This window comes from Pseudomonas sp. TWR3-1-1 (assembly GCF_049896545.1).
Taxonomy (GTDB): Bacteria; Pseudomonadota; Gammaproteobacteria; order Pseudomonadales; family Pseudomonadaceae; genus Aquipseudomonas; species Aquipseudomonas weihenstephanensis.
The window spans coordinates 806,666-821,980 of record NZ_JAFCUO010000001.1 but is presented as its reverse complement, the minus strand read 5'-3'; the positions used below and the strand labels follow the sequence as shown (position 1 = coordinate 821,980).

Below are 15,315 nucleotides of genomic sequence, written 5' to 3'. Positions count from 1 at the left end.
TTTATCAGTGTCATTGCGCGCTTTGCGGTTGGGCTTCGCCGGGCGCCGGGGAAACAGGGGCGACGGCATCCGGCGCAGGGCTTGAACGGTAATCGGCACGGCGTTTGATCTGGAATTCACGGACGGCGCTGTTATGCGCGTCCAGATCATCAGAGAACGTGTGGCTGCCATCACCCTTGGCCACAAAATACAAACTGCTGCCGCTGACCGGATGCAAAGCGGCATGAATGGCTTCACGGCCTACCATGGCAATCGGTGTCGGTGGCAAACCGGGAATCGTGTAGGTGTTGTAAGGCGTCGGTTCGCGCAAATGCGCGCGGGTCAGCTTGCCGTTGTACCGCTCGCCCAAACCGTAAATCACGGTGGGATCGGTCTGTAATGGCATGCCGATCTTCATACGTCGCACAAACACCCCGGCAATCTGCCCACGCTCATGCGGCACACCGGTTTCTTTTTCTACCAGCGATGCCATGATCAGCGCTTGATAAGGGTCTGCGTAGGGCAGGTCCGGGGCGCGCTGCTCCCACTCTTCAGCCAACACCTTATGCAAACGGTCATAGGCCTTTTCAAGCAACTGCGCATCGCTCATGCCACGCACAAAGCGATAGGTGTCGGGAAAGAACCGCCCTTCCGGGAACTCACCCGGATGACCGAGCTTGGCCATCACCTCACTGTCACTCAGGCCGTCGAGGGTCTGCTCGATTTTCTCGTGCTTGGCCAACGCGCTGCGCACTTGTCGAAAATTCCAGCCTTCGACCAGCGTCAGGCTGTATTGCACCACCTCTCCACGCTGCCAAAGACCGATCAGGTCCTGGGCTGTCATGCCGGGCGTCATGCGGTATTCACCGCTGTGCAGCGGTTGCTCCGCCAGATTGAAGCGCCAATACACGCGCAACCAAAAGGCGTCTTGCAACGTGTCGTCTGCCTCAAGGCGATTGAACATACCGGTTGGGGTCGCGCCCGCTGGTACATCAAGCAGTTGTTCTTGCGTGAGGCTCAGCGGCTGCTCGAGCGCCGAGTTGAGTTTCCAGGCACTGGCGCCCAACACCAGGCCCGCCAACACCAGACCGGTCTCCAGCAGCAACAAGAATTTACGTTTCACGAATCAAACATCCAATAGGGTGCGGGCAATGCTTTGCAGTTTACGGGTGAGCGGCCCCACCGGCCAGCTCAGGCCAGCAACACCCCGTACAGGCCAAATGCCGTACACGCTGTTGCAGACAAAGAGTTCATCAGCCTGTTGAAGCTGCTCAACGCTGATATCAGTGACATGACACGGGATCGCCAGGCGCTCGGCCTCGCTCAGTAATGCTGCACGCATCACACCCGCCACCCCACAGCGTTGCAGGTCGGCGGTGATCAACACCCCGTCACGCACTAAAAACAGGTTACTGAACACGCCCTCGATCACGCGTCCCGAGGTGTCACGCATCAAGCCTTCGGCGTAAGCCGGGTCTTGCCATTCGGAACGGGCAATGACTTGCTCCAACCGATTGAGATGCTTAAGCCCCGCCAACAGCGGTTGCTCAGCCAATCGCGTGGCGCAGTCAAACAACTGAACACCTTCAAGGGCGTGCGCCAGGGGATAAGCCGGCGCAGGGCTGGCTTGCAGAATTCTTCGAGGCGCAGCTTCGGGGCACGCGGCATAACCGCGCAGGCTGTCGCCGCGGGTCAGGATGAGCTTGAGAACGCCCTCGCCCATCGCCTGTGCATACGCCAGCACTTCACTGCGAATCAGTGACTGATCCGCAGTAATCGCCAGTCGTGAGCAGCCCAGCACCAGACGCTGCATGTGCAGCTCCAGCAGCACCGGCCGCCCGGCCTTGACGGCGACGGTCTCAAACAGACCGTCGCCGTAGGCCAGCCCACGGTCCTTGAGCGACGCTAAACCGTGCGCTGGCAGACCGTCGACCCAGCTGTGCATCACTCGGCGAACCGGCGGAAAACCAGTGAGCCGTTGGTGCCGCCAAACCCGAACGAGTTGGACAGTACGACATCGATCGGCATTTCACGCGGCGTGTGCGGCACGAAGTCCAGATCGCAGCCTTCATCAGGCTCGTCCAGGTTGATGGTCGGCGGGGCAATCTGGCTGTTAATCGCCAGCACGCTGAAAATTGCCTCAACCGCGCCCGCAGCACCCAACAAGTGCCCGGTCATCGATTTGGTCGAACTGACCGCCAAGTTGTAGGCGTGATCACCGAACACCGACTTGATCGCCGAGACTTCCGCCAGGTCACCGGCAGGCGTCGACGTACCGTGGGCATTGATGTACTGCACTTGATCGATGTTCACCCTGGCATCACGCAAGGCATTGGTGATGCAGCGTGCAGCGCCTGCGCCATCCGCCGGGGGCGAGGTCATGTGATAAGCGTCGCCGCTCATCCCGAAGCCAATCAGCTCGGCATAGATCTTCGCGCCACGCGCCTTGGCGTGTTCAAGCTCTTCAAGCACCAGTGCACCGGCGCCATCAGAAAGCACGAAGCCATCACGGCCTTTGTCCCAGGGACGGCTGGCACGCGTCGGATCATCGTTGCGCGTCGATAGCGCACGCGAGGCACCAAAGCCGCCCATGCCCAAACCGCATGCGGCCATTTCAGCACCGCCGGCAATCATCACATCGGCTTCGCCGTAGGCAATGTTGCGCGCCGCCATACCGATGCAATGCGTACCCGTGGTACACGCTGTCGAAATGGCGTAGTTAGGTCCCTGTGTACCCAAGTGGATAGACAGAAAACCGGAAATCATATTGATGATCGAGCCAGGCACAAAAAACGGAGAAATCCGTCGCGGGCCTTGTTCGTGCAAGGTACGGCTGGTTTCTTCGATATTGGTCAACCCCCCAATACCCGACCCCATGGCCACACCAATACGCTCACGATTGGCATCCGTGACTTCCAGGCCAGCATTTCGTATTGCCTGAAAACCAGCTGCCAAACCGTATTGAATAAACAGGTCAAGTTTTCGGGCTTCTTTGACGGAGAGGTAATCCTCAACGTTAAAGCCCTGTACCGAGCCGCCAAAACGGGTGGAATAGGCAGAAAGATCCGTGTGTTCGATCAGACCAATGCCACTTCGGCCTGCCAGAATGCCTTGCCAGGTGCTCGGAACATCCGCACCCAGTGGCGACAACATCCCCATACCGGTGACTACGACGCGTCTACGCGACACAGCACTCTCCTTTATTCTATTGACGACACTTTGCATCAAGCCTAAAGAAAAAACCGCACGCCATAGTGGCAGTGCGGTTTTTCCATGACAGCATGTAACGATTACAAACTATTACGCCTGGTGGGCAGTAACGTAATCGATAGCAGCTTGTACAGTAGTGATCTTTTCAGCTTCTTCGTCAGGAATTTCGGTCTCGAATTCCTCTTCCAGAGCCATCACAAGCTCAACAGTGTCAAGGGAGTCGGCACCCAGGTCTTCAACGAAGGAAGCAGCGTTGGTCACTTCTTCTTCTTTAACGCCCAGTTGCTCGGCAACGATTTTCTTGACGCGTTCTTCGATGGTGCTCATACCTTGTTTTCACTCCTAATGGACAAATTCAGGCAGCTGGCCAGTGGGCAAGTGTATCGAAAGACTTTTCAGTTTTTCAACTGAAAGCTTTGCACCTACCCCGCTACAACCGGCTGCCTATAAAAAGATTGCAGCTTTATAACGGATTTTAGACAGCTCGTATGACATTTTTTTGAAGCAATCCGTCACATTTAACTCATGTACATCCCGCCGTTGACCGGAATTGTAGCCCCAGTCACGTAAGCTGCACCGTCCGAAGCCAGGAAAGCGACCACGTTCGCGATCTCTTGAGCCTGACCCAAACGACCCAGCGGAATCTGCGTCTGCAAGGCTTCACGCTGTGCTTGCGGCAATTCGCGGGTCATGTCGGTATCGATAAACCCAGGAGCCACCGAGTTGACAGTGATTGAGCGCGAACCCACTTCACGCGCCAGAGCACGGCTGAAACCTTCGAGGCCGGCCTTGGCGGCGGCATAGTTTACTTGGCCTGCGTTGCCCATGGCACCCACAACAGAGCCAATGTTGATAATTCGTCCCCAGCGCGCCTTGGTCATGCCGCGCAAAACACCCTTGGACAGGCGAAACAGACTGTTCAAGTTGGTATCGATGACATCATGCCATTCGTCGTCTTTCATGCGCATCATCAGGTTATCGCGGGTGATGCCAGCATTATTGACCAGGATCGCCGGCGCGCCGAACTGCTCCTGAATGCTGTTCAGCACCGCGGCCACGGAATCTGCATCCGTGACATTGAGTTCCATGCCCGTGCCTTGAACGCCGTTTTCTTTCAGCGTGGCAGCAATGCGCTCAGCACCCGAAGCAGTGGTGGCAGTGCCAATGACAATGGCGCCCTGACGACCCAACTCCAATGCGATCGCCTGGCCAATGCCACGGCTAGCGCCCGTTACCAGTGCAACTTTACCTTGCAAGCTCATGCAGGCTTCTCCTAATTCAGGCCAGTGCCGCACGAGCGGCAGCGAAGGCGTCTGGGGTATTCAAGTTGTGAGTGGTGATGCCCTCAGCGCAACGCTTGCTGATGCCCACCAGAACTTTGCCCGGTCCACATTCAACCAGCTCGACCGGGCCATTGGCCGCCAGACATTGAACTGATTCAACCCAGCGCACAGGCTTGTACAGCTGCTCAAGCAAATCGCACTTAAGGGTATCCAAATCGTTCGCCACGGCTGCACTGACATTCTGCACCAGCGGGATCTGTGGCATTTTCCAGTCAATGGCCTGGATCGACTCGGCAAAACGCTCCGCCGCGGGTCGCATCAACTCACAGTGCGAAGGCACACTCACCGGCAGCGGCAGCGCACGCTTGGCGCCCTTGGCCTTGCACAGCTCCATGGCGCGCTCAACAGCCGCCTTGGCTCCGGCAATAACCACCTGGCCCGGCGAGTTGAAGTTAACCGCGCTAACCACTTCACCTTGCGCCGCCTCAGCGCACGCAGCCAATACAACGGCATCGTCCAGCCCCAGGATCGCCGCCATGGCGCCTTGACCGGCAGGAACAGCTTCTTGCATCAAGCGACCGCGACGCTCAACCAGCTTCACGGCATCAGCCAGGCTCAGGCAACCGGCAGCGACCAGCGCGCTGTACTCGCCCAAGCTATGGCCAGCAACGAAATCTGGCTGCTTGCCGCCTTCGGCCAGCCACAGACGCCACAGGGCAATCGAAGCGGTCAAAATGGCGGGCTGGGTGATATCAGTTTGATTCAGCTTCTCGGCAGGGCCGTCCTGGGTCAACGCCCACAGGTCGTAACCCAGAGCCTCAGAAGCTTCTTTAAATGTTTCCAGAACCAGCGGGTGTTCCGCGCCCAGCTCGGCCAACATGCCGAGGGACTGCGAACCCTGCCCTGGAAAGACGAATGCGAGGGATGTAGACATGTAACAAGCCCCTAATGATCTTGTCGTCGGTGAATTGACGTCCTGCCGTGGCGGACGCAAGAAACTGACAGTTGGATGGCGATTTAGACCGTGCGGTCACATTTACACGCTCGACCCGCAATGCGCCTACGGTAACAACCCTTCAAGGCGCCCATGCAAACGCTTTGGCAGGTCTTCATGGATTTCAATCAGCGCCCGTTCTATCGCACTTTGAAAGCCCTGAGCACCTGCCGAACCGTGACTTTTAATGACAATCCCCTGCAACCCCAGAAAACTCGCGCCATTGTGCCGTGCGGGGGCCAAATCAGCCTGCAAGCGACGCAGTAACGGCATCGCCAACGCACCGACACATCGCCCAAAGAGCGTGCGCTTGAACAACGCCTCAATCCGGCCTGAGATCATGGTCGCCAGGCCCTCACTGGATTTGAGCAGGATATTACCTACAAAACCGTCACACACCACCACATCGGCCTCGCCGCGGTACAACCCATCACCTTCGACAAAGCCGATGTAATGCAAACCGCTCGCCGCTTGCAACAAGGCGGCGGCCTCCTTGACCTGCTGGTTACCCTTGATGTCTTCGGTACCAATATTCAACAGGGCTACGCGCGGGCGAAGCGTGCCGAGGGCCTGCGCGGCCACCGACCCCATCACCGCGAACTGAAACAACTGCTCAGCCGTGCAATCGACGTTGGCGCCCAGATCCAGCAACTGACAATAGCCCGCCTGCGTCGGAACCGCCGCCACCATTGCAGGACGATCTATACCGGGCAGCGTTTTGAGGACGAACCGCGAGAGCGCCATCAAAGCCCCCGTATTCCCCGAACTGACACAAGCCTGCACTTTGCCATCACGCAGCAGCTCAAGCGCCACCCGCATGGAGGAGTCCGGCTTGCCACGCAACGCATGGGAAGGCCGCTCGCTCATGGCGATAACTTCTGAGGCTGGAGTAATGGTCAGGCGCGAGCGATCCACAACCGAATGGCTGGCGATCAAGTCTTCAAGTACGGAGGGTTGACCAACGAGGGTCAGATGCAGCGAGGGTGTAGCAGACAGGCAAGCGATGCAAGCCTGAACAATGCTGCGGGGACCGAAGTCCCCGCCCATTGCGTCGATCGCGATGACCTGAACGGACAAGTGATTACTCGTCAGCGCCCTTGTCGATCACTTTACGACCACGGTATACGCCTTCTGGCGATACGTGGTGACGCAGGTGAATTTCACCGGTGGTTTTTTCTACAGACAGCGTGCTAGCCGAAAGAGCATCGTGCGAACGACGCATGTCACGGGCAGAGCGGGATTTTTTGTTCTGCTGAACAGCCATAATTGATTAACTCCTAAACGTTTGGGTCACGCTTTAACTGCGCCAATACACTGAACGGGTTGGACCGCGTTACCTCGTCCTCGCCTGGATCGGGCTCATCGAGACCCGCCGGCTGCTGGCATTCTTCCGGATGATGAGCAGGCACAATGGGCAAGGCGAGCAAAAGCTCCTCCTCGATCAGTGCATGCAGATCCAATGGATCTTCGCCCAGTTCCAGCACGTCATAACCTTTCGGTAACGACTGGGTATTCGCACCCTCTTTCACCACAGCGTAACTGCATTCGCTATGGATCGGCAGGGTGACCAGCTCAAGACAACGCTGGCAAACCATCTTGACCTCGACGTCGATGGAGCTGTGTATTACCACAGATCTTCGCTCGTCGCGCTCAAAAACAAATTTAGCCTGGACCGTACCGACATTGTCGGAAAGCGGGTCGCAGAGTCTCTCCAAATCAGCCAGCAGCACTTCACCTTGAAGGGTAGTGCCACGATCAGCTAATTTGCGCGGGTCAACGTGAGGTGGAATCGGGTCATTCAACATAGGCGCAGCATTCTAGGGACGACCCCCTCACCTGTCAAAGGAAATTGTGCCTGTGCGACATCCCGTGCGCCCGTTAGAATCGACATTCATCTACAGGAGCCGCGAATGCTGCCTTTATTACTCGCCTCAAGCTCGGTTTATCGCCGGGAATTACTGGCTCGCCTGCGCCTACCCTTCAGTTGCAGCTCACCTGACATCGACGAAAGCCACCAAACAGATGAAAGCGCAGCCGACCTGGTCAAGCGCCTGTCACTGGAGAAGGCCCGCGCACTGGCGCACAGCCATCCCGACCACTTGATCATCGGCTCAGACCAGGTGGCCGTGCTTAATGGCCGAATCATCGGCAAACCTCACACCTTCGACAAGGCACGCCAACAACTCCTGGACGCCAGTGGCGCCAGCGTCAGCTTCCTCACCGGCCTAACCCTGCTCAACAGTCGCACCGGGCAGCACCAGACTGACTGTGTGCCCTTCACGGTGCACATGCGCACGCTCAGCGCTGAACAGATTGAACGCTACCTGCACGCCGAGCAGCCCTACGATTGCGCAGGCAGCTTTAAAGCCGAAGGCTTGGGCGTGAGCCTGTTTCAGCGCACCGAAGGGGACGACGCGACCAGCTTGATTGGCCTGCCATTAATCCGACTGGTGGACATGCTGACCCATGAAGGCATCAGCATCCCTTAACACAGCAAACCCGACCCCACCCAAACAACAACGGCCTTCACAGGCCGTTTTTTTGGTGCAGTCGCAAGTTAGCGCAAGGTTGGTCCCTGAAAACCCATCCACAAGGCAATGTGCTCTGCAACGCTGGCACCGAGTTTTTTCGAGAAGCGATCGAATGCCGACTCTTGCACGGTGAAATCAACCAACTCTTTTTCACCAATCACATCACGGGCAACCGAACTGGCATTGCCCAAGCCGTCAATCAGACCCAGCGGCAGCGCTTGCTGACCCGTCCACACCAACCCCGAGAACAACTCAGGATGCTCTTTATCCTTCAAGCGATCGCCACGACCCTGCTTAACGCTGGCAATGAACTGCTCATGCGTCACATTTAGCACGCCTTGCCAGAACTTGGTCTCGTCCGGCTTTTGAGGCTCAAAGGGATCAAGGAACGCTTTGTGCTCGCCCGAGGTGTAGGCGCGACGCTCAACACCCAGCTTTTCCATAGCCCCGACAAAACCGAAACCTGCCGCTGTCACGCCAATCGAACCCACCAGACTGGCTTTGTCGGCATAAATCTCATCAGCCGCACTGGCGATGTAATAGGCACCCGAGGCACCGAGGTCCGAAATCACCGCGTATACCTTGGTCTCAGGGTGCAAGCCACGCAAACGACGGATCTCGTCGTAGACATAACCCGATTGCACAGGACTGCCGCCCGGACTGTTGATACGCAGCACCACGCCTTTGACTTTGGGATCATCAAACGCCGCTTGCAAGCTGGTCACCAGGTTATCGGCACTGGCCTGCTCTTTATCGGCAATCACCCCGCGCACTTCGATCAGCGCGCTGTAACCAGAACCCGTCGTAGCGTTGCGCTCCATATCCATCAACGGCGTGAAGGTGAGCAGCACCGCCACCAGCAACAGAAAGGTCAGCAACTTGAAAAAAATACCCCAGCGACGCGCACGGCGCTGCTCCTGAATACCTGCCAACAAGGTTCTTTCCAGCAACTTCCAGCTTTTGTCATCACCCGCAGCAGGCTCAGATTCAGCGGGCGCTTTCCATTGATCGACCATGCACTACCCCAGCTAAGACGTTATTAGTGAGCGCGCCCATGCAGCCAGGCACGCAACTCAGAAAAATGATTGATTTCCAGCGTAGGCCCAAACGTGCGCAGACGTTCAATTGACTGAGCCCCGTAACTCACCGCCACCGAGTCGATGCCTGCATTACGCGCCATGAGCAAATCAAACGACGCATCACCCACCATCAATGCCTGCTGCGCGGGCACATCGCAGTGAGCCAGAATCTGATTGAGCATGAGCGGATCCGGCTTGCTGGCGGTTTCGTCGGCTGCACGGGTGATATCAAAGAAGCCTTCCCAACCCTGCGCCTTGAGCACCCGATCCAGACCGCGACGCGCCTTGCCCGTCGCAACGGCCAAGCGGTAACCCTGATCACGGAAGGATTCAAGCGATTCGGCCACACCGGCAAATAGTGGTGAAGGCTCGGCATCCGACGCGATATAGATATCCGCGTAGTGCTGACGGAAGGCAATCACTTGCGCCTCGGTCAAATCAGGGTAAAGCGTCAAAATCGCTTCCGGCAGCCCCAGACCAATAATGCCTTTGACGGCCTCATCATCACGCTCAGGGCGACCTGCGCGCTGCGCAGCCCCCTGCATCGAAGTGACAATGCGGCCAATGGAGTCCGCCAGCGTGCCATCCCAATCAAAGATCAGTAATTTGTACTCAGACGGCACTCAATCGCTCCACGGTTTTAGCCCACATCTCATCGACGGGTGCCTGAAACTTCATTTCACCGCCATCAGGCATGGGCACGGTCAGCATGTAGGCATGCAAAAACAGACGCTTGCCGCCCAATTCGCGAATTTCTTTAGAAAAGCCTTCTTCGCCGTATTTGGTGTCGCCCGCAATGCAGTGGCCCGCATGCAGGGTGTGCACGCGGATCTGATGGGTCCGCCCGGTAATCGGCCGGGCTTCAATCATGGTGGCGAAATCGCCAAAACGACGCAGCACCTTGAACACCGTGACCGATTCTTTACCCTCTTCGTTCACCTCAACCATGCGCTCACCCGAGCGCAGATTGCTCTTCATCAATGGCGCACGCACCTGCTTGATCGAGCTGGCCCAATTGCCACGCACCAACGCCATGTAGCGCTTGTCGATTCCGTCACCGCGCAACGCTTCATGCAAGTGGCGCAACATGCTGCGCTTTTTGGCGATCATCAAAAGACCGGACGTATCGCGGTCAAGCCGATGCACCAACTCCAGCTCTTTGGTATCGGGACGCAACTGACGAAAGGCTTCGATCACACCGTAATTGAGGCCACTGCCACCGTGAACCGCAATACCCGCAGGCTTGTTGAGCACAATCAGGGCTTTGTCTTCATAGACAATTGCCGCTTCCAGGCGCTGCAACAAACCCTGAGCCAGGGGCACCGGCTCGTCGCGCTCAGGCACGCGCACAGGCGGCACGCGCACAATATCGCCCGCTTGCAGCTTGTACTCAGGCTTGATCCGCCCCTTGTTCACACGCACTTCGCCTTTACGCAAAATGCGGTAAATCAAGGTCTTGGGTACGCCCTTGAGCCGGGCAAGAAGAAAGTTGTCAATGCGTTGGCCGGCATATTCCGGCGAGACCTCAAGCAGCTGGACGCTGGGGGTCGGGGGGGTAGTCGTCGTCATGCCGCGGATGATAACAATTTTTTATGGAATTGAAGCACTTAATCATTGCTGCTATAGTCGCGAACGCCGCCAAAAGCGGCCTGGACAGCGGATTAACGGTGAGTCACCGGCCCTGCCCTACGCTCTTCACGAGGACGCGAGGCCGTCCTACGGGACTTTTGCTGCATACGGAACGCCTGGAGTTGTAACAAGCGCAGGTGACATGAGGCCTGAAGCGAGCCTGGAAAGCAGAGTGAAAACTCGCCTTTTACGCCGATATTCACGGCCAGTTCACAAAGTGCAGTCAGCCTCGGGAATTTCGAGCGAATGTTTCGGAAACTTCGCCTTTATTAGCCATGATGCGTGACCTCCCCTTTTGGAGTTCACGGTAAATGCCAACCCGCTGCGGATTCTGCGCGCGGCAGCACCCGAATTATCAGGGATACGTGTGGGGTGGAGATGCACAACCGCCGGACTGTGTAGCAATAGGCTTTATCAAGACGCTTCATCTCGTCCACAGCCGCCGGTTGATTCCTCCTCCTGACCAGACTTTTGCTTAAGCGGTGCTTTAGCACCACAGCAAGCAGGAAGCGTTAGTCGCGACTCGGCCCCCAGGGCCGAACCTCGCTGGACAATGGAGTGGCCAACTACTCCTGACGCACCTGACACCGACCGTGAGAAGTCGTGTGTGCCGAACGCCGTTTCCGGCAGCCCGGAAACCGACGGTACAACATGAAAAGAATGCTGATTAACGCGACTCAACCCGAAGAGTTGCGTGTTGCACTGGTAGATGGCCAACGCCTCTACGACCTGGACATTGAGTCAGGTGCACGCGAGCAGAAGAAAGCCAACATCTACAAAGGCCGTATTACTCGCATCGAACCAAGCCTTGAGGCTGCCTTTGTCGATTTCGGCTCTGAGCGCCACGGTTTTCTGCCCCTCAAAGAAATCTCCCGCGAATACTTCAAAAAAGCCCCAGAAGGCCGCGTCAACATCAAGGACGTCCTGAGCGAAGGCCAGGAAGTCATCGTGCAAGTCGAGAAAGAAGAACGTGGCAACAAGGGCGCAGCCCTGACCACCTTCATCAGCCTCGCTGGCCGTTACCTGGTGCTCATGCCTAACAACCCGCGTGCCGGTGGCATCTCGCGCCGCATCGAAGGTGAAGAGCGCAACGAACTGCGTGAAGCGCTCAATGGCTTGATCGCACCTGCCGACATGGGCCTGATCGTGCGCACTGCAGGCCTGGGCCGCAGCAGCGAAGAAATGCAGTGGGACCTCGACTACCTGCTGCAACTGTGGACCGCTATTAAAGAAGCGTCGCTGGACCGCGCTGCGCCGTTCCTGATCTATCAGGAAAGCAACGTGATCATCCGCGCCATTCGCGATTACCTGCGCCAGGACATCGGCGAAGTGCTGATCGACAGCGTTGAAGCCCAGGACGAAGCCCTGACCTTCATCCGCCAGGTGATGCCGCAGTACGCCAGCAAAATCAAACTCTACGAAGACAGCGTTCCGCTGTTCAACCGCTTCCAGATCGAAAGCCAGATCGAGACCGCTTTCCAGCGCGTCGTTGAACTGCCTTCCGGTGGCTCTATCGTTATCGACCCGACCGAAGCCCTGGTGTCCATCGACATCAACTCGGCGCGCGCCACTAAAGGCAGCGATATCGAAGAAACCGCCCTGCAAACCAACCTTGAAGCGGCTGAAGAAATCGCCCGCCAGTTGCGCCTGCGCGACATCGGCGGCCTGATCGTCATCGACTTCATCGACATGACCCCTGCCAAAAACCAGCGCGCCGTGGAAGAAAAAGTCCGCGAATGCCTGGAAGCAGACCGCGCCCGCGTTCAAGTGGGCCGTATCTCGCGCTTTGGCCTGCTGGAAATGTCCCGTCAGCGCCTGCGTCCATCGCTGGGTGAAAGCAGCGGTATCGTCTGCCCACGCTGCAACGGCACCGGCATCATCCGTGACGTTGAATCGCTGTCGCTGGCCATCCTGCGCCTGATCGAAGAAGAAGCCCTGAAAGACCGCACTGCCGAAGTGCGCGCTCAGGTGCCAATCCCGGTCGCCGCCTTCTTGCTCAACGAAAAACGCAACTCGATCACCAAGATCGAACTGCGCACTCGCGCCCGCATCATCATCCTGCCGAACGACCACCTCGAAACGCCGCACTTCGAAGTTCAGCGTTTGCGCGATGACAGCCCGGAAGCCCACACCAATCAGTCCAGCTATGAAATTGCTGCCGCTGCTGCTGAAGTGGAAGAAGTGCAACCGGCCGCTGCCACCCGCACCCTGGTTCGCCAGGAAGCGGCGGTCAAAACAGCCCCGGCGCGCACCTCGGCACCGGTTCCGACCGAAGCCGCAGCCACCGCGACTGCCGCCCCTGCACCCGCCGCTACCATTGCCGAACCCAGCCTGTTCAAAGGTCTGGTGAAATCACTGGTCAGCCTGTTCGCCTCCAAGGATGAGCCTGCGGCTGCCGCGCCAACCGTGACCGAGAAACCGGCCACCACCGAGCGTCCGCAACGTAACGAAGAACGTCGCAACGGTCGCCAGCAAAGCCGTAACCGCAACGGTCGTCGTGACGAAGAACGCAAGCCGCGCGAAGAACGTGCACCTCGTGAAGAGCGCGCCCCGCGTGAAGCCCGCGAAGTGCGTGAACCGCGCGAAGAAACCCCGGTAGTCGTTGCCCGCGAAGAACGTGCCCCGCGCCCACCGCGCGAAGAGCGTGCTCCACGCGCACCTCGCGAAGATCGCAAACCTCGCGGTGAGCGTGAAGAACGCGTACGCGAACTGCGTGAACCGCTGGATGCCGCACCCGCTGCAACCACCGAGCAAGAGCGCCCGGCCCGTGCACCTCGTGAAGAACGCCAACCACGCGCACCTCGCGAAGAGCGCGCACCACGCGCCGAGCAAGCCGCCGTCGCCGCTGAAGACGAAACCGCTCTGAACAACGAAGAGCAATTGCAGGACGAGACTCAGGACAACGCCGAAGGCGATCGTCCACGTCGCCGCTCCCGCGGTCAGCGTCGTCGCAGCAACCGTCGCGAGCGTCAACGCGATGCCAATGGCAACGTGATTGAAGGCAGCGAAGACGGCACCGAAGAAGGCAGCGAAGAGACCAACACGCAAAACGTGCCTGCCAACACCGAGCAGCTGGCTGCCGGACTGGCCGTCACAGAAGCTGTTGCCAGCACCGTGATCAGCGCTCCGGCCGAAGCTCAAGCCCATCAGCAAGCTGAACGGGCCAGCGCCGCCACCGAGCAAGCAGCCCCGGCCGAAACCGTGGTTGGCGTAGAAGCTCAAACCAAGGCTGTGACTGTCGTTGAAGCACCGCAAGCGCCAGCACCGGTCGTTGAGACGCCAGTGATCGAAACGCCAGTGGTTCAAGCCCCTGTGGTTGAAGCCATCACGCCAATCGAAGCCGTTAAAGCGCCTGAAGTTGAAGTGGCTCCGGTTCAAGAAGCCCAGCCTGAACCCAAGGCAGCCGCAGAACCTGCTCCAGCCATCGAAACACCGATTGTTGCTGCACCTGAGCCTGTAGTTGAAGCGCCAGTGGTAGAAACCCCGGTTGTTGAGAAGCCTGCCTTCGAAAAGCGCCCTGAGCCTGTCAAGGAAGCCCGCACTGTACGCGAGCCCGTTGCAGAGCCTGCCGCCGCTGAAGCCGCACCGGCCCCCGCCACGCCAGCAGAACCGGTTGTGATCGCACAACCAGAGCCTGTGGAAGTGCTGGTAAAAGCCGAAGTGGTTGAAGTGGCCATCGTCGCCGCACCTGTCGCCAGCGGCCCGTCCAGCAATGGTCGCGCCCCGAACGATCCGCGTGAAGTGCGTCGTCGCAAGCGTGAAGAGGCCGCCGCTGCCGCCGCTGCCGCTCAAGCGCAAGCCACCGAAGCCGTCGCAGAGCACACGACACCTGCCATCGACGAGAACTTGCGTTCTGTTGAGGAAGTGGTCGAGCAAAACCCTAAAGCCCTGGAAGAAGAGCACGAGCCTAAACCCCTCGCCTAATTCCAAAGGCCACTAAAAAGCCCCGCCAGTTTGCACTGGCGGGGCTTTTTTTATGCGTTGAAGGCGTTGCGATCAGAAGAACCAGAACGAACGACGATTGCTCTCCAACTCACCCCGGCACTGATTAAGCTGCGCGCCGTACGTCTTTGATTGCTGCTCAACCTTGCGTGCGACCTGCACCAGCCAAGGCTTGGCACGATAGGTACCACGGCTGTAGCCGCCCCGCCCCTCGTGATAGGCCAAATATTGGTTATAGGCGTCCCACTTGGAGATACCTAGCTGCTGCTGAGTACCCGCCGCATACCAACCAATAAATCGAATGGCATCCGCAAAGTTGTCACGCGAACCCCCCTTGCCCGTGCTTTTTGTGAAGTCACTCCACGCTGGCGGCTGAGCCTGGGCATAGCCATAAGACTGACTGACCCGCCCCCACGGAATGACCCACAACAAATAGGCGCGCGGCGGCAATGCATCCGCCACAAAGCTGCTTTCCTGCTTCATGATTGCCATCGCCACCTGCGGCGGCGTGCCGAACTGGCTCTGCATGCTTAACGAGTCTTCATACCAGCGCGGGTACTGACGATAGATATTGCACAGATTGCCTTGATCCCTGGGCGGCGCGGTGGTGCAACCCGTCAGCGCCACCCAGGTCAACGCCAAGGCCCAAGCAGGCTTATGCTTCATTG

At 58.2% G+C, this 15,315-nt stretch carries 15 protein-coding genes; 2 read left to right on the top strand and 13 right to left on the bottom strand.

What is annotated here, in order from left to right; translation table 11 throughout:
- Nucleotides 1–10: 10 nt before the first annotated feature.
- From mltG to ACP7A4_RS03885, 9 genes are all read right to left on the bottom strand, one after another.
- Entirely contained in the window at nucleotides 11–1,102 is a 1,092-nt protein-coding gene (mltG, locus tag ACP7A4_RS03925; RefSeq protein WP_048400866.1) for an endolytic transglycosylase MltG, read from the bottom strand.
- 3 nt (nucleotides 1,103–1,105) lie between these two features.
- Nucleotides 1,106–1,924: an aminodeoxychorismate lyase gene (gene pabC / locus ACP7A4_RS03920; protein WP_426245609.1), complete on the bottom strand. Its 819-nt coding sequence runs from the start codon at nucleotides 1,922–1,924 to the stop codon at nucleotides 1,106–1,108.
- Nucleotides 1,924–3,168 (bottom strand): beta-ketoacyl-ACP synthase II, encoded by a 1,245-nt coding sequence (fabF, locus tag ACP7A4_RS03915; RefSeq protein ID WP_426245607.1) that lies wholly within the window; start codon nucleotides 3,166–3,168, stop codon nucleotides 1,924–1,926. The genes pabC and fabF overlap by 1 nt, the downstream gene beginning before the upstream one ends.
- Before the next feature lie 111 nt (nucleotides 3,169–3,279).
- Nucleotides 3,280–3,516: an acyl carrier protein gene (acpP, locus tag ACP7A4_RS03910; RefSeq protein ID WP_048362943.1), complete on the bottom strand. Its 237-nt coding sequence runs from the start codon at nucleotides 3,514–3,516 to the stop codon at nucleotides 3,280–3,282.
- Nucleotides 3,517–3,707: 191 nt separating this feature from the next.
- On the bottom strand, nucleotides 3,708–4,451 hold the full coding sequence (gene fabG / locus ACP7A4_RS03905; protein ID WP_048362942.1) for a 3-oxoacyl-ACP reductase FabG: 744 nt from the start codon (nucleotides 4,449–4,451) through the stop codon (nucleotides 3,708–3,710).
- Between the two features lie 16 nt (nucleotides 4,452–4,467).
- Complete coding sequence (fabD, locus tag ACP7A4_RS03900) at nucleotides 4,468–5,406, bottom strand: ACP S-malonyltransferase (RefSeq protein ID WP_426245605.1); 939 nt, start codon at nucleotides 5,404–5,406, stop codon at nucleotides 4,468–4,470.
- Nucleotides 5,407–5,532: 126 nt separating this feature from the next.
- Nucleotides 5,533–6,543: a phosphate acyltransferase PlsX gene (gene plsX, locus ACP7A4_RS03895; RefSeq protein WP_082706775.1), complete on the bottom strand. Its 1,011-nt coding sequence runs from the start codon at nucleotides 6,541–6,543 to the stop codon at nucleotides 5,533–5,535.
- A 4-nt stretch (nucleotides 6,544–6,547) separates the two neighbouring features.
- Nucleotides 6,548–6,730 (bottom strand): 50S ribosomal protein L32, encoded by a 183-nt coding sequence (gene rpmF, locus ACP7A4_RS03890; protein ID WP_003442519.1) that lies wholly within the window; start codon nucleotides 6,728–6,730, stop codon nucleotides 6,548–6,550.
- Nucleotides 6,731–6,743: 13 nt separating this feature from the next.
- Complete coding sequence (locus ACP7A4_RS03885; RefSeq protein WP_048362940.1) at nucleotides 6,744–7,271, bottom strand: YceD family protein; 528 nt, start codon at nucleotides 7,269–7,271, stop codon at nucleotides 6,744–6,746.
- Between the two features lie 105 nt (nucleotides 7,272–7,376).
- Here ACP7A4_RS03885 and ACP7A4_RS03880 point away from each other — a divergent pair, with 105 nt between their 5' ends.
- Nucleotides 7,377–7,955 carry a Maf family protein gene (locus tag ACP7A4_RS03880; protein WP_059762777.1) on the top strand — a complete coding sequence of 193 codons (579 nt, stop codon included), beginning with the start codon at nucleotides 7,377–7,379 and terminating at the stop codon, nucleotides 7,953–7,955.
- A 68-nt stretch (nucleotides 7,956–8,023) separates the two neighbouring features.
- On the opposite strand, the gene sppA is transcribed toward ACP7A4_RS03880, so the two are convergent.
- Genes sppA through rluC form a run of 3 tightly spaced genes read right to left on the bottom strand, consistent with a single transcriptional unit; the run spans nucleotide 8,024 to nucleotide 10,645 of the window.
- A complete protein-coding gene (gene sppA / locus ACP7A4_RS03875; protein ID WP_203302904.1) occupies nucleotides 8,024–9,013 on the bottom strand; it encodes a signal peptide peptidase SppA in 990 nt (329 codons plus the stop codon).
- Nucleotides 9,014–9,036: 23 nt separating this feature from the next.
- Nucleotides 9,037–9,699, bottom strand: a complete 663-nt coding sequence (locus ACP7A4_RS03870; RefSeq protein WP_048362937.1) for an HAD-IA family hydrolase — start codon at nucleotides 9,697–9,699, stop codon at nucleotides 9,037–9,039.
- Entirely contained in the window at nucleotides 9,689–10,645 is a 957-nt protein-coding gene (rluC, locus tag ACP7A4_RS03865; protein ID WP_048362936.1) for a 23S rRNA pseudouridine(955/2504/2580) synthase RluC, read from the bottom strand. Before rluC ends, ACP7A4_RS03870 begins: the two co-directional genes overlap by 11 nt.
- Before the next feature lie 720 nt (nucleotides 10,646–11,365).
- On the opposite strand from rluC, the gene rne reads away from it, so the two are divergent.
- Nucleotides 11,366–14,629, top strand: a complete 3,264-nt coding sequence (rne, locus tag ACP7A4_RS03860; protein ID WP_059762779.1) for a ribonuclease E — start codon at nucleotides 11,366–11,368, stop codon at nucleotides 14,627–14,629.
- A gap of 72 nt (nucleotides 14,630–14,701) precedes the next feature.
- Here rne and ACP7A4_RS03855 read toward each other — a convergent pair whose 3' ends face one another.
- Nucleotides 14,702–15,313, bottom strand: a complete 612-nt coding sequence (locus ACP7A4_RS03855; RefSeq protein WP_059762780.1) for a hypothetical protein — start codon at nucleotides 15,311–15,313, stop codon at nucleotides 14,702–14,704.
- Nucleotides 15,314–15,315 lie beyond the last annotated feature (2 nt).

Excerpts from the sequence above, each read along its gene's own strand:
- pabC (WP_426245609.1), bottom strand. The coding sequence starts at position 1,924 with ATGCACAGCTGGGTCGACGGTCTGCCAGCGCACGGTTTAGCGTCGCTC.
- acpP (WP_048362943.1), bottom strand. The coding sequence starts at position 3,516 with ATGAGCACCATCGAAGAACGCGTCAAGAAAATCGTTGCCGAGCAACTG.
- fabG (WP_048362942.1), bottom strand. The coding sequence starts at position 4,451 with ATGAGCTTGCAAGGTAAAGTTGCACTGGTAACGGGCGCTAGCCGTGGC.
- fabD (WP_426245605.1), bottom strand. The coding sequence starts at position 5,406 with ATGTCTACATCCCTCGCATTCGTCTTTCCAGGGCAGGGTTCGCAGTCC.
- rpmF (WP_003442519.1), bottom strand. The coding sequence starts at position 6,730 with ATGGCTGTTCAGCAGAACAAAAAATCCCGCTCTGCCCGTGACATGCGT.
- ACP7A4_RS03885 (WP_048362940.1), bottom strand. The coding sequence starts at position 7,271 with ATGTTGAATGACCCGATTCCACCTCACGTTGACCCGCGCAAATTAGCT.
- ACP7A4_RS03880 (WP_059762777.1), top strand. The coding sequence starts at position 7,377 with ATGCTGCCTTTATTACTCGCCTCAAGCTCGGTTTATCGCCGGGAATTA.
- sppA (WP_203302904.1), bottom strand. The coding sequence starts at position 9,013 with ATGGTCGATCAATGGAAAGCGCCCGCTGAATCTGAGCCTGCTGCGGGT.
- rluC (WP_048362936.1), bottom strand. The coding sequence starts at position 10,645 with ATGACGACGACTACCCCCCCGACCCCCAGCGTCCAGCTGCTTGAGGTC.
- rne (WP_059762779.1), top strand. The coding sequence starts at position 11,366 with ATGCTGATTAACGCGACTCAACCCGAAGAGTTGCGTGTTGCACTGGTA.
- ACP7A4_RS03855 (WP_059762780.1), bottom strand. The coding sequence starts at position 15,313 with ATGAAGCATAAGCCTGCTTGGGCCTTGGCGTTGACCTGGGTGGCGCTG.